Source organism: Collimonas sp. GW821-FHT02H07, from assembly GCF_059421505.1.
Genome location: NZ_JBWKVC010000005.1, coordinates 149,796 through 163,305 on the forward strand (window position 1 = coordinate 149,796; position 13,510 = coordinate 163,305).

14 protein-coding genes are annotated in these 13,510 nt (G+C 61.6%); 6 read left to right on the forward strand and 8 right to left on the reverse strand.

Going from position 1 to position 13,510, the window contains the following annotated elements:
• Positions 1 to 3 precede the first annotated feature (3 nt).
• The 3 genes from AC07V8_RS10340 to AC07V8_RS10350 form a co-directional block, all read right to left on the reverse strand.
• Positions 4 to 762 carry a molybdopterin-dependent oxidoreductase gene (locus tag AC07V8_RS10340; RefSeq protein ID WP_494677894.1) on the reverse strand — a complete coding sequence of 253 codons (759 nt, stop codon included), beginning with the start codon at positions 760 to 762 and terminating at the stop codon, positions 4 to 6.
• A complete protein-coding gene (locus tag AC07V8_RS10345; protein ID WP_494677893.1) occupies positions 759 to 1,415 on the reverse strand; it encodes a cytochrome b/b6 domain-containing protein in 657 nt (218 codons plus the stop codon). The genes AC07V8_RS10340 and AC07V8_RS10345 overlap by 4 nt, the downstream gene beginning before the upstream one ends.
• A 67-nt stretch (positions 1,416 to 1,482) precedes the next feature.
• Entirely contained in the window at positions 1,483 to 2,112 is a 630-nt protein-coding gene (locus AC07V8_RS10350; RefSeq protein WP_494677892.1) for a hypothetical protein, read from the reverse strand.
• 139 nt (positions 2,113 to 2,251) lie between these two features.
• On the opposite strand from AC07V8_RS10350, the gene AC07V8_RS10355 reads away from it, so the two are divergent.
• Entirely contained in the window at positions 2,252 to 2,932 is a 681-nt protein-coding gene (locus AC07V8_RS10355) for a heavy metal response regulator transcription factor (RefSeq protein ID WP_098494860.1), read from the forward strand.
• A complete protein-coding gene (locus AC07V8_RS10360) occupies positions 2,929 to 4,365 on the forward strand; it encodes a heavy metal sensor histidine kinase (RefSeq protein WP_494677891.1) in 1,437 nt (478 codons plus the stop codon). The genes AC07V8_RS10355 and AC07V8_RS10360 overlap by 4 nt, the downstream gene beginning before the upstream one ends.
• Positions 4,366 to 4,402: 37 nt before the next feature.
• Here the strand turns inward: AC07V8_RS10360 and phnD are convergent, their stop codons facing one another.
• Positions 4,403 to 5,413, reverse strand: coding sequence for a phosphate/phosphite/phosphonate ABC transporter substrate-binding protein (gene phnD / locus AC07V8_RS10365; protein WP_494677890.1), 1,011 nt, complete (start codon positions 5,411 to 5,413; stop codon positions 4,403 to 4,405).
• 156 nt (positions 5,414 to 5,569) lie between these two features.
• A complete protein-coding gene (locus AC07V8_RS10370) occupies positions 5,570 to 6,886 on the reverse strand; it encodes a haloacid dehalogenase-like hydrolase (RefSeq protein ID WP_494677889.1) in 1,317 nt (438 codons plus the stop codon).
• Between the two features lie 354 nt (positions 6,887 to 7,240).
• Here AC07V8_RS10370 and AC07V8_RS10375 point away from each other — a divergent pair, with 354 nt between their 5' ends.
• Together AC07V8_RS10375 and AC07V8_RS10380 are read left to right on the forward strand one after the other, a co-directional pair.
• Positions 7,241 to 8,416, forward strand: a complete 1,176-nt coding sequence (locus AC07V8_RS10375) for a geranylgeranyl reductase family protein (RefSeq protein ID WP_494677888.1) — start codon at positions 7,241 to 7,243, stop codon at positions 8,414 to 8,416.
• An 81-nt stretch (positions 8,417 to 8,497) separates the two neighbouring features.
• Positions 8,498 to 9,094 (forward strand): DUF4399 domain-containing protein, encoded by a 597-nt coding sequence (locus AC07V8_RS10380; protein WP_494677887.1) that lies wholly within the window; start codon positions 8,498 to 8,500, stop codon positions 9,092 to 9,094.
• 31 nt (positions 9,095 to 9,125) lie between these two features.
• On the opposite strand, the gene AC07V8_RS10385 is transcribed toward AC07V8_RS10380, so the two are convergent.
• Together AC07V8_RS10385 and AC07V8_RS10390 are read right to left on the reverse strand one after the other, a co-directional pair.
• Entirely contained in the window at positions 9,126 to 9,662 is a 537-nt protein-coding gene (locus tag AC07V8_RS10385) for a methylated-DNA--[protein]-cysteine S-methyltransferase (RefSeq protein ID WP_494677886.1), read from the reverse strand.
• A 432-nt stretch (positions 9,663 to 10,094) separates the two neighbouring features.
• Positions 10,095 to 11,126, reverse strand: coding sequence for a Glu/Leu/Phe/Val family dehydrogenase (locus AC07V8_RS10390; RefSeq protein WP_494677885.1), 1,032 nt, complete (start codon positions 11,124 to 11,126; stop codon positions 10,095 to 10,097).
• 334 nt (positions 11,127 to 11,460) lie between these two features.
• On the opposite strand from AC07V8_RS10390, the gene AC07V8_RS10395 reads away from it, so the two are divergent.
• Positions 11,461 to 11,703 carry a type II toxin-antitoxin system Phd/YefM family antitoxin gene (locus tag AC07V8_RS10395; protein WP_494677884.1) on the forward strand — a complete coding sequence of 81 codons (243 nt, stop codon included), beginning with the start codon at positions 11,461 to 11,463 and terminating at the stop codon, positions 11,701 to 11,703.
• Positions 11,700 to 12,119, forward strand: coding sequence for a type II toxin-antitoxin system VapC family toxin (locus AC07V8_RS10400; RefSeq protein WP_494677883.1), 420 nt, complete (start codon positions 11,700 to 11,702; stop codon positions 12,117 to 12,119). The genes AC07V8_RS10395 and AC07V8_RS10400 overlap by 4 nt, the downstream gene beginning before the upstream one ends.
• A gap of 103 nt (positions 12,120 to 12,222) precedes the next feature.
• Here AC07V8_RS10400 and AC07V8_RS10405 read toward each other — a convergent pair whose 3' ends face one another.
• Positions 12,223 to 13,476, reverse strand: coding sequence for a DEAD/DEAH box helicase (locus AC07V8_RS10405; RefSeq protein ID WP_494677882.1), 1,254 nt, complete (start codon positions 13,474 to 13,476; stop codon positions 12,223 to 12,225).
• Between the last annotated feature and the right edge of the window lie 34 nt (positions 13,477 to 13,510).

The following is a 13,510-nucleotide window of genomic DNA, read 5'->3' on the forward strand; positions in this document are numbered from 1 at the left end:
ATCTTAAGACCCGCTAAACCAGTTATATCCCTGGTCTTCCCAATAGCCGCCGGGATTTTCATTGGTGACGAAGATCGCCGCGATGTGCTTGGGATTCTTGAAGCCGAGCTTGGTCGGCACCCGCAGTTTCAGCGGGTAGCCGTATTCGGTCGGCAGCGGCTCCTGGCCGAAGTCCAGCGCCAGTATGGTCTGCGGATGCAGGGCGGTGGCCATGTCGATGCTGGAGTAATAGCGGTCGGCGCATTTGAAGCCGACATATTTTGCCGTCGTGTCCGCGCCGATATGGGCGAGAAATGTACGGAACGGCACACCGCTCCACTGGCCGATGGCGCTCCAGCCTTCGATGCAGATATGCCGCGTGATCTGCGATGCCTGCGGCAGCGCCCGCAGCTGCGCCAGGTTCCAGCTGCGCTTGTCGCGCACCAGGCCGGAGACTTCCAGCTTATAGGCGTCGCCATCGATTTCCGGCGCCGAATCGGCGTCATAGAAAGCGTTGAACGGGAACGGCCTGGTGATCATGCTGGCCGGATAGGTCGGCGCCAGGTGGTCAGGGCGGAACAGCATGCTCTGCACGCGGTCGTTCCAGCGCGACATCGCCCACAATACCTTGTCGACCTGGTCGCCATCCTGCAGGTTGCAGCCGGACAGCAGCGACAGCGCGCCCAGCGACAGGCCGGAGCGCAGGAACAGGCGGCGCTGCAGCTGCACCAGTTCAGGCTGCAGTTCGCTGTTTTTCGGGAGATTTTTTTTCTTGTCGTTCATGCTTGCTGCTCCTGCTCCTGCTTCGGCAGATTTTTTCCGGAGTGGCGCGGCGCCCGTCCGCTCAGCATCGGCAGCAGCGTGCTCGGCACGATCAGCACCAGCGCCAGATGCACTGCCACAAATGCCACGATGCCGGCCATCGCCGCAAAGTGCACGCGCCGCGCAATATCGTAACCGCCGAACAGGTCGACCAGGCTATCGAGCTGCACCGGCTTCCAGATCGACAGGCCGGACGCCACCACCAGCACGCCGAGCAGCAGCACGGCGATGTACATCAGGCGTTGCACGGTGTTGTAGACGCCCGGCTGATGCGCCAGCTTGAAGGTCAGCGCATCTTTCACGTCGCGCAGCAGGTCGCGCGTCCGCAGCGGCAGGAAGTGGCGGCGGAAATGGCCGGCCAGCAGGCCGTAGCCCAGATAGACCAGGCCATTCGTCACCAGCAGCCACATCGCCGCCAGGTGCCAGGCAATCGCGCCGCCCAGCCAGCCGCCGAGGGTGGCCCAGCGCGGGAAATCGAAGCCGAACAGCGGCGAGGCGTTATAGATCGCCCAGCCGCTCATCACCATGCAGACCATGGCGAAGGCGTTGATCCAGTGCGCCACCCGCACCAGCAGCGGATGAATGATGCGGCGCGGTTTGTCAGCGGTAGTCATGGGCTTGCCCTGTCAAGAAGAGATGCGGGCAGCCGCGCCGCCCGCAAGATCGCATTGCAAAACTGCATTACATCGGCGGCACTACGCCGTTGACGCCGACCGTGGCGCGGCCGACGACATCGCTGCCATCGGCTGCCTTGCTGACAAAGAACACGCCATGCGCGCCAGGCGCCAGCAGGCTGCGGTCACCCTTGTTGAGGCTGACGATAGGGACGTCGGCCGGCACCACGATTTTCTTTTCGCCATCCGGATACTTGACCGTGATGGTGCGGCCGCTGGTCACCACCACATCGCCCACGGTGCCGTTGGTCATGCTGCTCTTCTTGCCCAGGTCCCAGGCGTAATGGCCTTCGCCGACCTTCATGCCGGCCGGGAAGACGTGTACTTCCAGCGCCTTCAGGCTGCCGTCGGGCAGCGGCACGGCGGCGCTGCCGATGAAGCTGTCGGACTTGATGTCGGTAATGGCGGCATGGCTGACCGAGAACAGCATCAGGTCCGGCGCCAGTTTCAAGGTCAGTTTCTTGCCGGCCTTGGTGCTGACTTCAAGATTATCAGCGTTCACTTTTTCAATCGTAGCGCGCACCCGGACCGGGGGCGCCGTGGCGGCGGGCTGGGCGACGGCGACGCTGCCATAGGCGAGCAAAGTCGATGCGGCCAGGGCCGGAACAAGCCGGCGCAAGAATTGTGCAGTTGTCATGGGATCAGTCTCGGTGGTTGCTGGGAAGCCCAGTCTAGGCGCGCCGGAGTGTCTTATCGGTGACATGTGAATGACAATATTGTCATTCTTCTCGACAAGCGAATTGATAGAATGGGGCCATCTATATCAAGGACTCAGCATGGCTATCCTCGTCATCGAAGACGACCCGAAGACCGGCGCCTACCTCAAGAAAGGCCTGCGCGAATCAGGCTATGCGGTCGACCTGGTGCGCAACGGCAGCGACGGCTTGCACATGGCGCTGGAGAATTCCTATGACCTGGTGGTGCTGGACGTCATGCTGCCCGGCACCGACGGCTGGAAGATCATGGCTGCGATCCGCGCCCGCCGCGATCTGCCGGTCATCTTCCTGACCGCGCGCGATCACGTGAACGACCGCATACACGGGCTGGAACTGGGCGCCGACGATTACCTGGTCAAGCCGTTTTCGTTTACCGAACTGCTGCTGCGCATCCGCACCCTGCTGCGGCGCGGCGTGGTGCGCGAGGCGCATGAGCTGGATTTTTTCCAGGTGGCCGATCTGCAGCTCGATCTCTTGCGCCGCAAGGTCACGCGCCAGGGCATAGACATCGTCCTCACCAACAAGGAATTCCTGCTGCTGCACCTGCTGGTCAAGCGCCAGGATGAAGCCTTGTCGCGCACCGTCATCGCTTCCGAGGTGTGGGACATGAATTTCGACAGCGACACCAATGTGGTCGATGTCGCCATCAAGCGTCTGCGCGCCAAGATCGACAATCCTTTCGAACGCAAGCTGATCCACACGGTGCGCAGCATCGGCTACATGTTCTCGGAAAATCCATGACGTCCTGGCGCAAGCTTTCGCTGACGGTGCGCGTGAGCTTCCTGTTCGCGCTGATTGCCTGCGCCATCGTCGCCAGCCTCGGCATGTACCTGTATTCGTCGACGCGGCAGGCGCTGGAGACCCGCGCCGACTACTCCCTGATCGGCAAGGTCGAGCATTTCCGCCATCTCCTGCACGACCTGTACAACGTCAAGCAAATGGAAGACCGGCCAGCGCTGTTTGAGACCATGCTGGGCAACGAACAGGATGTGCTGATGTTCGCTTATCCAGGACAGGCGCCGTTCGTACGCGTCAATCCCGACAACATGACGCCGCCGCCAATGACGCCGCAAAGCCTGGGCGAGCCGCTGGCGCTTGCGCAGCTGCACGCGGGCGTACGCGCCGACGGCGTGCGGGTGCGCTGGGTATCGGCGCTGGCAGAGGTCGGCAGCGACGGCGCCGTGGTGGTGATTACCGGCGCTCATGTGATGACCCAGGAGTCGCATATCCTGGCGCGCTATTACTGGCAAGTGATCGCAGCGGCGGCAATAGCGGTGCTGCTGGCGGCGCTGCTGGGGTTCCTGGTGCTCAAGCGCGGTTTCCTGCCGTTGACGGCGATGGCCGGGCGCGCCGCCGAAGTCAGCCCGACCAATATCGCGATACGCCTGCGGGAAGAAGACGCGCCGCAGGAGCTGCGGCGGCTGGCGGCGTCATTCAATGCGATGCTGGATCGGCTGGCCGACGGCTACGAGCACCTGTCGCAGTTTTCCGCCGACCTGGCGCACGAGATACGCACCCCGATCGGGGCAATGATGGGACAGACCCAGGTCACGCTCGGGCAGGTGCGCAGCGCCGCCGACTACCAGCAGGTGCTGGAATCCAACCTGGAAGAACTGCAGCGCCTGAGCCGCATCGTGGAAAACATCCTGTTCCTGGCGCATGCCGACCACGCCGGGCTGGCGGTGGAAAAGACGCCGCTGATGCTGGCCGATGAACTGCACAAGATTGCCGACTATTTTGAAGGCGTGGCCGAAGAACGCGATATCAAACTGGTAGTCGACGCCAGCGGCGAGCTGGAGGCCAGCCCGGTGATGTGGCGCCGCGCCGTCAGCAACCTGGTAGTGAATGCGGTGCGCTATGCGCTGCCGGGCAGCACCATACGCCTAAGCGGCAGGCCGCAGGCGCAAGGCATCTGCGTTGAGGTGGAAAACCGGGGAGAGCCGATCCCGCAAGAACAGCTGGACCGCTTGTTCGACCGTTTCTACCGCGGCGACAAATCGCGCAGCGAGTTCACGGAATCGAACGGTCTGGGGCTGGCGATTGTGCGCGCCATCATGCTGGTGCACGGCGGCAGCGCCGAGGTGGCTTGTACGGCCGCGGGGGTGATCCGTTTCAGCCTGTATTTCCCGCAGCAGCTGCAGGAGCGTGTACAAGAACAGAAAGCGCGAGCCTGAGACAGCGGCTCGCGCAGGTGTTGCCGGGGTGGATTGATTAACGCAGACGCGCCATCTCCAGCGCCATGCTCAGCTTGCCGAAGCGGGCGGTGATGTCTTCAAAGGCTTTCTGCTTTTGCACGGTGCTCAGCTTGGTGTCGTACATGTTGTTGCGCAGCAGGCCGAACATGGTGAGGTCGGCGATCGGCTTGAGCTGGGCATCGGTGGAATGCTGGAAGCCCGACAGATCGAGGATTTTCTGCAGCACGTCAGGCTGGCTGGCCGGATTCTTCGGCTTGCCGTAGGTGACGAAAAACTCTTCGATGCGGGCCTTGCTGGCGGCCGGCAAGTCCTTGCGGTACAGCAGCGGATCGTTAGGGATCAGCGGCGACGACCAGATCACGCGCACTTTGCTGAACTGCTCCGGCGATTCCTTTTGCAGGCGGTCCAGCTCTTCGGTATTGTTGGTGGCGACATCGACCTGGCCGTTGATCACGGCCTGCAGGTTCTTCTTGTGATTGCCGACCACGATGGTCTTGAACAGCCGTTCCGGCTCCACCTTGTTCTTGGCGAAGGCGTAATAGGCCGGCACCAGGTAGCCCGAAGTCGAACTCTTGTCGCCATCGTAGAAGCTGTACACGCCCTTGTTGCTCAGGATGTCCTCGAACGATTTGATCGGGCTTTTGGCCGGTGTGATCAGCACTGAGTTGTAGCCGTGCGAACCGTCTTTCTTGACCATCTGCGCGAACACGGTCGACTGGTTGTCTTCCACCGCTTCCAGCGCGCTCTTGCTGCTCAGCCAAGCCACCTGGATGGTGTTCGTTTTCAGGCCTGCCAGGATGTCGCTGTAGTTGGTGGAAACCACCGTGCGCACTTCCATCTTGGTGTATTTGGCGAAGTCGTCGATCACCGGCTGCCAGCGCTTTTGCGTATCTTCGATGGTGGTGGTGGCGATCAGGCCGATGGTGATCTTGCGCGGGCCGTCATCGTCCTTGGCGATCGCGCGCGGCACGATGCAATACATGGCGATGGAGCTCAGCAAGAGCGCGGTTTTCAGTAATTTCTTCATTATTGCCTATCTGACTATTTCAAGGTGATGGAAAACATGGCGCACCGGCCGCACTGGGCGGCCGGGGTATTCAAATGGCATTGAATCCGAGGAACGTGAGCCGGTGCCGATATGGGAACCGGCTGCCTCAAGCCAGAAACCTGAGGCGAGGCGGAATCAGCCCAGCAGCGCTTCGCTGCTCTTGCCGTACTTGATGCTGGCTTCCGACGGCATCCAGTTGCCGGTCTGCTCGTTGCGGCCTTGCAGCAGGAAGCGCGGCGCAGCTGCCGGGATCTGTTCGGCGGCCAGTTTCGAGAGATCGCCGATCTTGCCCTTCTTCATGCGGTTGACGATCATGCCTAGCTGGGTATCGGCGAAATCGCGCAGCATGTCGTAATCGCCATCGCTGTCGCCGGCCACGAAGACCGGACCGTAGCCTTTGCTGGCGACCAGTTCCTTCTTGATCACTTCAGTCTTGCCCGGGCCCCAGTTGAGCGGCCAGCCGGCCTTGTACTGGTTGACGAAGACGCCGTTGGCGCTTTCCAGGCGCAGGCCCAGCACGTGTTCGCGCTTGACGTTGTAGCCGTACTTCGGCGTGGTGGCGAACACCGCCACCACATCTTCCAGCGAGGCCGAGCTGACGTAGACGTCGATGCCGCTCTGCTGCAAGGCGTCCATCAAGGTGGCGATCTCGGTGCACAGGCGGATCCCGTGGAAATGCGTGACGCTGACGATGCCGGCCTTGCCCGGCTGCGCCGCCGGACTGGTGTACTTGGTCTTGACCAGGCCGAGGCCGAGGTTGTGGTCGTTGGAGGCTTCCGCCAGCTTCTGCACTTCCGCCACCGACATGTTGGTGAAGAAGTAGATCACCCATGGATAGCCGACATTGACGCCGTAGGTTTCGTTGACCGCTTCGTACAAGTAGTACAGCTTGGCGCGGAAGTCCTGGAACTGCACGGTTTCGCGGATGTCTTCCAGCTTCTTGTCGCCCTTGAATTTGTCGCAGTTGTCGTACAGGTATTGATAGTCGCTGTCGATATCGCTGCAGATCGCTTCCAGTTCGACGCGCTCGCCGGCGGCGTTCTTGTAGTCGGCGGCAAACGGGCCGGCCGGTACGTTCTGGCGGATGATCGCGGCCATTTCCTGCGGCGTCAGCTTGTAGGAGAGGGTGTTGATCTGGTACATCAGCAACGCCTCTTCGGTGTCGTTCATGATGCTGGTGTTGTCCCAATCGAACACGGCGTAAGGACGGCGCTGGGGATTGTAGCCGGCGCTGCTGTTGCCGTTGCGCGCGATCAGGGCTTGCAGCTGCTGGTGATTGCGGCTGCCCCATTTGGCGCGGTCCAGCTTCAGGCCGACGGCCTTGGCTTCTTTCGCCAGCAGTTCCGCCGGCGCCAGCGCGGCGGCGGCCAGTCCCGCTACCAGGCCGCCGGTGAGCAGTGTGCGGCGTTTTTGTAAAGTGACTGTGTCTTCCGGTTTTTTCACGTTTTTCATGATTGCGGCCTCCCTGTGCCAGTCGAAATGCATTTCAAATTATTGCCTTCTGGAATCTTTTGTGCTTGCCAGTAGGACAGCCGATTACACTAGCATATTTCTATTTAGAAACGTAGCTGAAAGGCAAATAAAGCTGCAAAAGAAACGCGTCGATCGTCACCCGCAAGCGCTGTGCCGATGCCAGCTTGTCCGGCGATTTTCAGCTATGCTCATGGTTCCGCCGGGCAATGCATGTGCCGCGGCCAGACCTTTGCGAGGTGCTGCTGATGAAGTCGTGGGGAAATCCGGATCGAAGCTGCTTTCTGGCCTGCCGCTGTGGCGCGGGCTGCCTTTCACTGGCATCGGCGGCGCGCCATGGCAATTGACGACAGCGCTGTCAGCGATGTGCTGATCGTCGGCGCCGGCCCGGCCGGCTCGCACCTGGCTTATCTGCTGGCGCAGCAGGGTTTGCGGGTGACCATCATCGACAAGCAGGCCTTCCCGCGCGCCAAAGTCTGCGGCGGCGGCCTGTCGCGCAAAGCCATGGACCTGCTCGGCCTCGAGCTCGGCGCCGCCATGCACCAGCCGATAGCGGGCGCCATTCTTACCTACGGCAACCGCGACGCCGTGCTCAAGGAAATGCAGCCGATGGCGGCCTGCACCGTGGTGCGCAGCGAATTCGACAAGATGCTGCTGGATCGCGCCTGCGCCGAAGGAGTGCGCTTCCAGCCCGAAACGGCGTTTGTCGATGCTGTCGAATCGACGGACGGCATCAGGGTGACGACCAGCCGCGGGGTGCTGCGCAGCCGCTTGCTGCTGGCTGCCGACGGCGCCGCCAGCGCGGTGCGCAACCGCCTGTTCGGCAAGGACCTGGTGGCGTATGTGCCGGCGCTGGAGGCCATGGTCTGGCCCGAGGACGGTGCGCTGGAGCGCTTCGGCCAGCGCGCGCTGTTCGACTTCGACGGCATGCCGCACGGTTACGGCTGGATCTTCCCGAAGCGCGACCATTTCAATATAGGTGTGTACTCACCTTTCGGCGGCGCCGCATTGCGCCAGCATCTGGATCGCTTTAGCGCGGCTTATGCCAGCCTGCAGCGGCCGCAAAAAATCGAATATCAAGGCTATATCATTCCCTTGGCCAATCGCCGCCGGCAGTTCCAGCGCGGCCGCGTGTGGCTGCTGGGCGATGCCGCCGGGCTGGCGGAAGCCTTGTTCGGCGAAGGGATTTATTTTGCGCTGAAGAGCGCCACGCTCGCCGCCCGGGCGATCGCCGCGGACGGCTTGCGCGCCGATTCCATGGCCTATAGCAGGTTGCTGCGGCGCGAACTGCTGCCCGAACTGCGCGCCGCCAACTGGATGGCGCAGCTGGTCTACCGTTTTCCGAAGTTGACGTTTTCCCATCTGGTGCTGAACCAGCGCATCAACCAGGATTTCGCCGGCCTGATCAGCGGGCAGATGGGCTACCGCCGTTGCCTGCTCAAGACCATGTTCGGATTTCCGCGCTGGCTGATGCCGAGCAAGGCGCCCGACCCGGACAGCCTGCTGGCGTGAGCGGCAGCTGCCGCTTGTTCATCCGATTTTCACCCAAGCACCTTATGCATCATTTCCTACACCGGCCCTATGGATAACTCAATGATCGCGCAACGCAAGACACCCCACAAAATCCTGGTAAAAAAATCCGCCGTCTATCACTCCCTCCTGACGCTGTCGCTGCTGACCGGCGCAGCGCTGGCCTGCGGCCATGCCTCGGCTGCGCCTGCAGTGCCGGCGACTGCAAAAGCTGCCGATACCCGGGTCGATACCGATTCCATCATCAGCACCATCAATGCGTCGGAGCGCACGCGGCCGTTTCCGGTCGGTGAAAAACTGGCTTATTTTGTCAACATCAAGGACGGCGACCAGGTGCGCTCGCCGTTCCGGGTCGCTTTCGCGGTCACCGGCATGGGCGTGTCGCCGGTGGCGGCCGGCGATATGCACGGCACCGGCCATCATCACATCCTGATCGATATGCCGATGCCGGCCGATATCAAGGCGCCGATCCCGTTCGACAAGCCGAACGAGTACCAGCACCAGCACTACAAGCATTTCGGCAATGGCGAAACCGAAACCCTGCTGGACCTGCCGGCCGGCAAGCACACGCTGCGGCTGCTGTTCGCCGATCATAATCACGTGCCTTACTATATTTCCAGCAAGGAGATTACGGTGGTGGTGCTGGACAAGACGCACTGAAGCAAGATGCGCCAGGGCCAGTCGCCGGGCCTCAGAAACCCGGCAGGCGCATGCTCTCCGGATCGCCGACTTCGGCTCGCTCGTGGCCCAGCAGCCAGGCCTTGCGCTCCAGGCCGCCTGCAAAGCCTGTCAGCTTGCCGTCGGCCCCCACCACCCGATGGCATGGCACGATGATGGCGATCGGATTGGTGGCGTTGGCGCTGCCGACCGCGCGCGCGCCGTTGTGTTCGCCCATCTGCAGCGCCAGCTTGCCGTAGGTGGTCATGCGCGCCGGCGGAATCTGGCGCAGCGCCGCCCACACGCGCTGCTGGAATTCGGTGCCGTTGGTGGCGACGGCGATATCTTTCAGCGCATCCAGCTGGCCGCTGAAATAGCGCTGCAGTGCCGGCTCGGCGCTGGACGGCGCGCTGGCGTCGCTCAGGGTGTAATGGCCGTAATGGGTGTGCAGCAGGTTGCGCATGCGCGGCTCATAGTCCTCGAAGTCGAGCGCGCGCACGCGATCCTGGCTGTCGGTGACCAGCAGGATGACGCCGATGGGCGAGGCGACGCGGTGTAGGAAGAGATTCATGTTGGTGCTCCTGTCAGATCAAATAGCAGTGCTTAGGGCCTGTTAACATTTGATTTGGGAGATGCGTTCCCACCAAAACGTGTGCTGGCAAGCCACGCAACGCCGCCAGCGCACGTTTTGGTGGGAACCCTCCGGGAACGGCTGCAGGCGTCACATGCCGTCGTTACGACTCCTTGCCGTAGCACCGCTACGTCGCGTCGTCGCGCCTAGGCCTGTAACGCCTGCCGCGCGTTCGCACCCCTAAATCAAATGTTAACAGGCCCTAGCTTATGACGACAGTTTACAGATACATAGCCTTCTGTACACCCTGAGTCTTGCGGTCGAATTCAATGCCCGGCAAACCGCTAACGGCATGCGTTGCCGGCAGAATGCAGAATGCACGGATAAAAATAGGGTGAAAACCGTGACGTCTTCCACCCTATCTAGCTTTCCTTATTTTTTGAAGCGGGCTTCAGCCAGCTTGTCGGCCACGACGCTGGTCGGCAAGCCTTCCGAGTCGGCGCGCTTGAAGATTTCCGACAAGGTGACGCCGATTTCGCGCACGTGCGCTTCGACGTCGGCTTCCGGCTTTTCGTAGTACTCGTAGCACACCTTGATGATGCCGCCGGCGTTGATCACGAAGTCCGGCACGTAGAGGATTTCCTTGCGGCGCAGCAGTTCGCCGACTTCAGCGGTCGCCAGCTGGTTGTTGGCGGCGCCGGCGACGATCTTGGCCTTCAGGCGGGTCAGGGTAGCCGGGTTGAGCGTGGCGCCCAGTGCGCATGGCGCGTAGATGTCGGCCTGCACATCGTAAATGGCGTCGGTGGCGACGACTTCGGCGCCGAACTCGGCGCGCGCGCGTTCCAGCGCGGCCTGGTCGATGTCGGTGACGATCAGCTTGGCGCCGGCTTCATGCAAACGGCGCGCATAGTCGTAGCCGACGTTGCCCAGGCCTTGCACGGCAACGGTCAGGCCCTGCAGCGAATCGCGGCCCAGGTAGTGCTTGACGGCCGCTTGCGCGCCGACGAAGCAGCCCAGCGCGGTGAACGGCGACGGATCGCCGCTGGCGCCCAGGCCTGCAACATATTTTGTCTTGGTGGCGATATGCGCCATGTCGGCCGGGCTGGTGCCGACGTCTTCCGCCGTGATGTAGCGGCCGCCCAGGCGTTCCAGGGCTTCGCCCATGGCTTCGAACAATGCTGGTGTCTTGGCAGTCTTGGGATTGCCGATGATGACGCTCTTGCCGCCGCCGATAGGCAGGCCGGCAACCGCGTTCTTGTATGTCATGCCGCGCGACAGGCGCAGGACGTCGTTGACGGCCACTGCTTCGCTGGCGTAGTCCCACATGCGGCAACCGCCCATGGCCGGGCCGAGGTTGGTGTTGTGGACTGCGATGATGCCTCTGAGGCCGGATTTTTCTTCGGAAACGAAGACCACTTGTTCGTGGTTGTCGAAATTCAATTCATTGAAAATGAAGGTACTCATGCTTTTGGCTCCGTACGGATAGCATTCGCGCGTCCGGGTAGGGCGGGCTATGGTTTTCCGATGTTCTCTAGGGTTAAGGTCGGTAATACGGGTGTCTGCGGCAGGTTGGCGCCGGCAAACGGGTAAGGCCGTGATTGTGTCACGCAGGCGTGAGTGTAATTTATCGCTATGTGAAACTCAATTGGGTTCGTGATGCGATCTAAGATAATACGTAAGTAGTTATAAAAAAATAATTATATCTTGGTGCATTGGCAATATGGGTACCAGGAATGCAGCTTTTATAATTTGAACTATAATGAACTAGTTCAATGAACTAGATTAATGGAGGAATGCCATGTTTCAGGAAATCGGCGCTTTCGACGCCAAAGCCAAATTGTCTGAACTGTTGCGGGGGGTAGGGCATGGGCAGTGCTATACGATTACTGTCAGGGGAAAGCCAGTCGCCGATCTGGTGCCTAGCGAAACATCTGCGCACACCGAGGCCCAAGCCGCGGTAGCCGCCATGCAAGCTTTCAAGAAAATACAGGGGGTCAGCAATGCGGACGTCAGCGAAATGATTTCTGAAGGCCGCCGATGACTTTGGTACTGGATGCCTCTGCGGCGCTTGCATGGATATATGCGCGTGAGAAAGCGGACGAAGCGGCATGTGCCGAGCGGATATTGGAAGAGATGGCCGAGACGGCGATTATCGTGCCCGCGCTGTGGCATATCGAAATTGCAAATGCGCTGCTGACAGGCGAGCGACGCAAGATCATCACGGAAGCACAGGCGTTTGATTATCTGGCGCGATTGGCGAGGCTGCCAATCGCAGTCGACAACGTATTGCTGGCTACGCGTCACGAACAGATAATGGCTTTGGCGCGGGCATATAAGTTGAGCGCCTATGACGCTACTTACCTGGAGTTGGCGTTGCGGACGGGAGCGGCTTTGGCAACGTTTGATGGCAAGCTTGCGGCAGCGATGCAAGGTGCCGGCGGTAGGGTGTTCGAATGAGCGGGCATTTCTCTGCTAGCCGTATCAATTAAGTTGGCGCTCACCAAGCGCGCACTTGCCGCGCGCTTCGGCGTATCCCCCGCGGCTTTCCTATAAACGCGAGTTACTCGTTTTCACCGCGCGCAGCCGCTTCCCGCAGCTTGTCTTTCTTGCTCTTGCGTTTACCCTTGACGCCGCCATTGGCGGCATCGGCCGGTGCTGCCGGCGTCGTGGCGACGTCGACCGGCTCAAAACCGGTAATCTGCTCGCGTTCGCACTTCAGGTGATGGCGTTTTTCGATCAGATGGAAATGCGCCTCGGTATCGGCGCTGACGAAGCTGATGGCGATACCGCTCTTGCCGGCGCGGCCGGTGCGGCCGATGCGATGGGTGTAGTCCACCGCCGAGCGCGGCAGGTCGTAGTTCAGCACCACCGGCAGCTGCGCGATGTCGATGCCGCGCGCGGCGACGTCGGTGGCGACCAGCACCTGCAGCTTGCTGGCCTTGAAATCGGCCAGCACTTCATCGCGCGCGCCCTGGCTGAACTCGCCATGGAAGGCGGCGGCCTTGATGCCGGCGCGATGCAGTTTATCGGCGATATGCTCCGCAGAATACTTGGTGGCGACAAACACCAGCACCCGGCCCCACTGATTTTCCTTCAACAGATGGCGCAGCAATTGTGTGCGACGGCCGGCGTCGACCATGATCGCGCGCTGTTCGATATCCGGCTGGTTTTGTGCCAGCGCCGGCACCGCGATGCGCACCGGCTGGTGCAGCATGCGGCCGGCCAGCGCATGCACCGCGGTCGGGAAGGTGGCTGAGAAAAACAGGCTTTGGCGCTGCGCCGGCAACAGCGTCAGGATGCGGTTGATCTCGTCGCTGAAACCCATGTCCAGCAGACGGTCAGCCTCGTCCAGCACCAGCGAGGCCACGTCCGACAGCTTCAAGGCGTTATGTTCGATCAGGTCGAGCAGGCGGCCCGGCGTCGCCACCACCAGGTCGGCGCCGCCGCGCAGGTCCATCATTTGCGGATTGATCGAGACGCCGCCGAACAAGGCGGCGATCTTTAGGGATTGCGGACAGGCTAGCGCCAGCGCGCGGACGGATTCCGCGGTCTGCTGCGCCAGCTCGCGGGTCGGCACCAGAATCAGTACGCGCAGCTTGCGCGGCTTGTCAGTGCGGCCGTCTTGCAGGAACTGCAGCAGCGGCAGCGCAAACGCCGCGGTCTTGCCGGAACCGGTCTGCGCCGCGGCCAGCACATCGGCGCCGCCCAATATTGCCGGAATGGCGGCGACCTGAACCGGAGTCGGAGTGACATACCCGCGCTCGGCAACGGCGTGCAAGATGGCAGGGGACAGGCCCAGAGAAGAAAATGACATGGCAACGGGCCGTAAAGCGTGTAGGGTCGTCATC

Excerpts from the sequence above, each read along its gene's own strand:
- AC07V8_RS10375 (WP_494677888.1), top strand. The coding sequence starts at position 7,241 with ATGGCAATTGACGACAGCGCTGTCAGCGATGTGCTGATCGTCGGCGCC.
- AC07V8_RS10405 (WP_494677882.1), bottom strand. The coding sequence starts at position 13,476 with ATGTCATTTTCTTCTCTGGGCCTGTCCCCTGCCATCTTGCACGCCGTT.
- AC07V8_RS10390 (WP_494677885.1), bottom strand. The coding sequence starts at position 11,126 with ATGAGTACCTTCATTTTCAATGAATTGAATTTCGACAACCACGAACAA.
- AC07V8_RS10370 (WP_494677889.1), bottom strand. The coding sequence starts at position 6,886 with ATGAAAAACGTGAAAAAACCGGAAGACACAGTCACTTTACAAAAACGC.
- AC07V8_RS10400 (WP_494677883.1), top strand. The coding sequence starts at position 11,700 with ATGACTTTGGTACTGGATGCCTCTGCGGCGCTTGCATGGATATATGCG.
- AC07V8_RS10380 (WP_494677887.1), top strand. The coding sequence starts at position 8,498 with ATGATCGCGCAACGCAAGACACCCCACAAAATCCTGGTAAAAAAATCC.
- AC07V8_RS10360 (WP_494677891.1), top strand. The coding sequence starts at position 2,929 with ATGACGTCCTGGCGCAAGCTTTCGCTGACGGTGCGCGTGAGCTTCCTG.
- AC07V8_RS10345 (WP_494677893.1), bottom strand. The coding sequence starts at position 1,415 with ATGACTACCGCTGACAAACCGCGCCGCATCATTCATCCGCTGCTGGTG.
- AC07V8_RS10355 (WP_098494860.1), top strand. The coding sequence starts at position 2,252 with ATGGCTATCCTCGTCATCGAAGACGACCCGAAGACCGGCGCCTACCTC.
- phnD (WP_494677890.1), bottom strand. The coding sequence starts at position 5,413 with ATGAAGAAATTACTGAAAACCGCGCTCTTGCTGAGCTCCATCGCCATG.
- AC07V8_RS10340 (WP_494677894.1), bottom strand. The coding sequence starts at position 762 with ATGAACGACAAGAAAAAAAATCTCCCGAAAAACAGCGAACTGCAGCCT.
- AC07V8_RS10395 (WP_494677884.1), top strand. The coding sequence starts at position 11,461 with ATGTTTCAGGAAATCGGCGCTTTCGACGCCAAAGCCAAATTGTCTGAA.
- AC07V8_RS10350 (WP_494677892.1), bottom strand. The coding sequence starts at position 2,112 with ATGACAACTGCACAATTCTTGCGCCGGCTTGTTCCGGCCCTGGCCGCA.
- AC07V8_RS10385 (WP_494677886.1), bottom strand. The coding sequence starts at position 9,662 with ATGAATCTCTTCCTACACCGCGTCGCCTCGCCCATCGGCGTCATCCTG.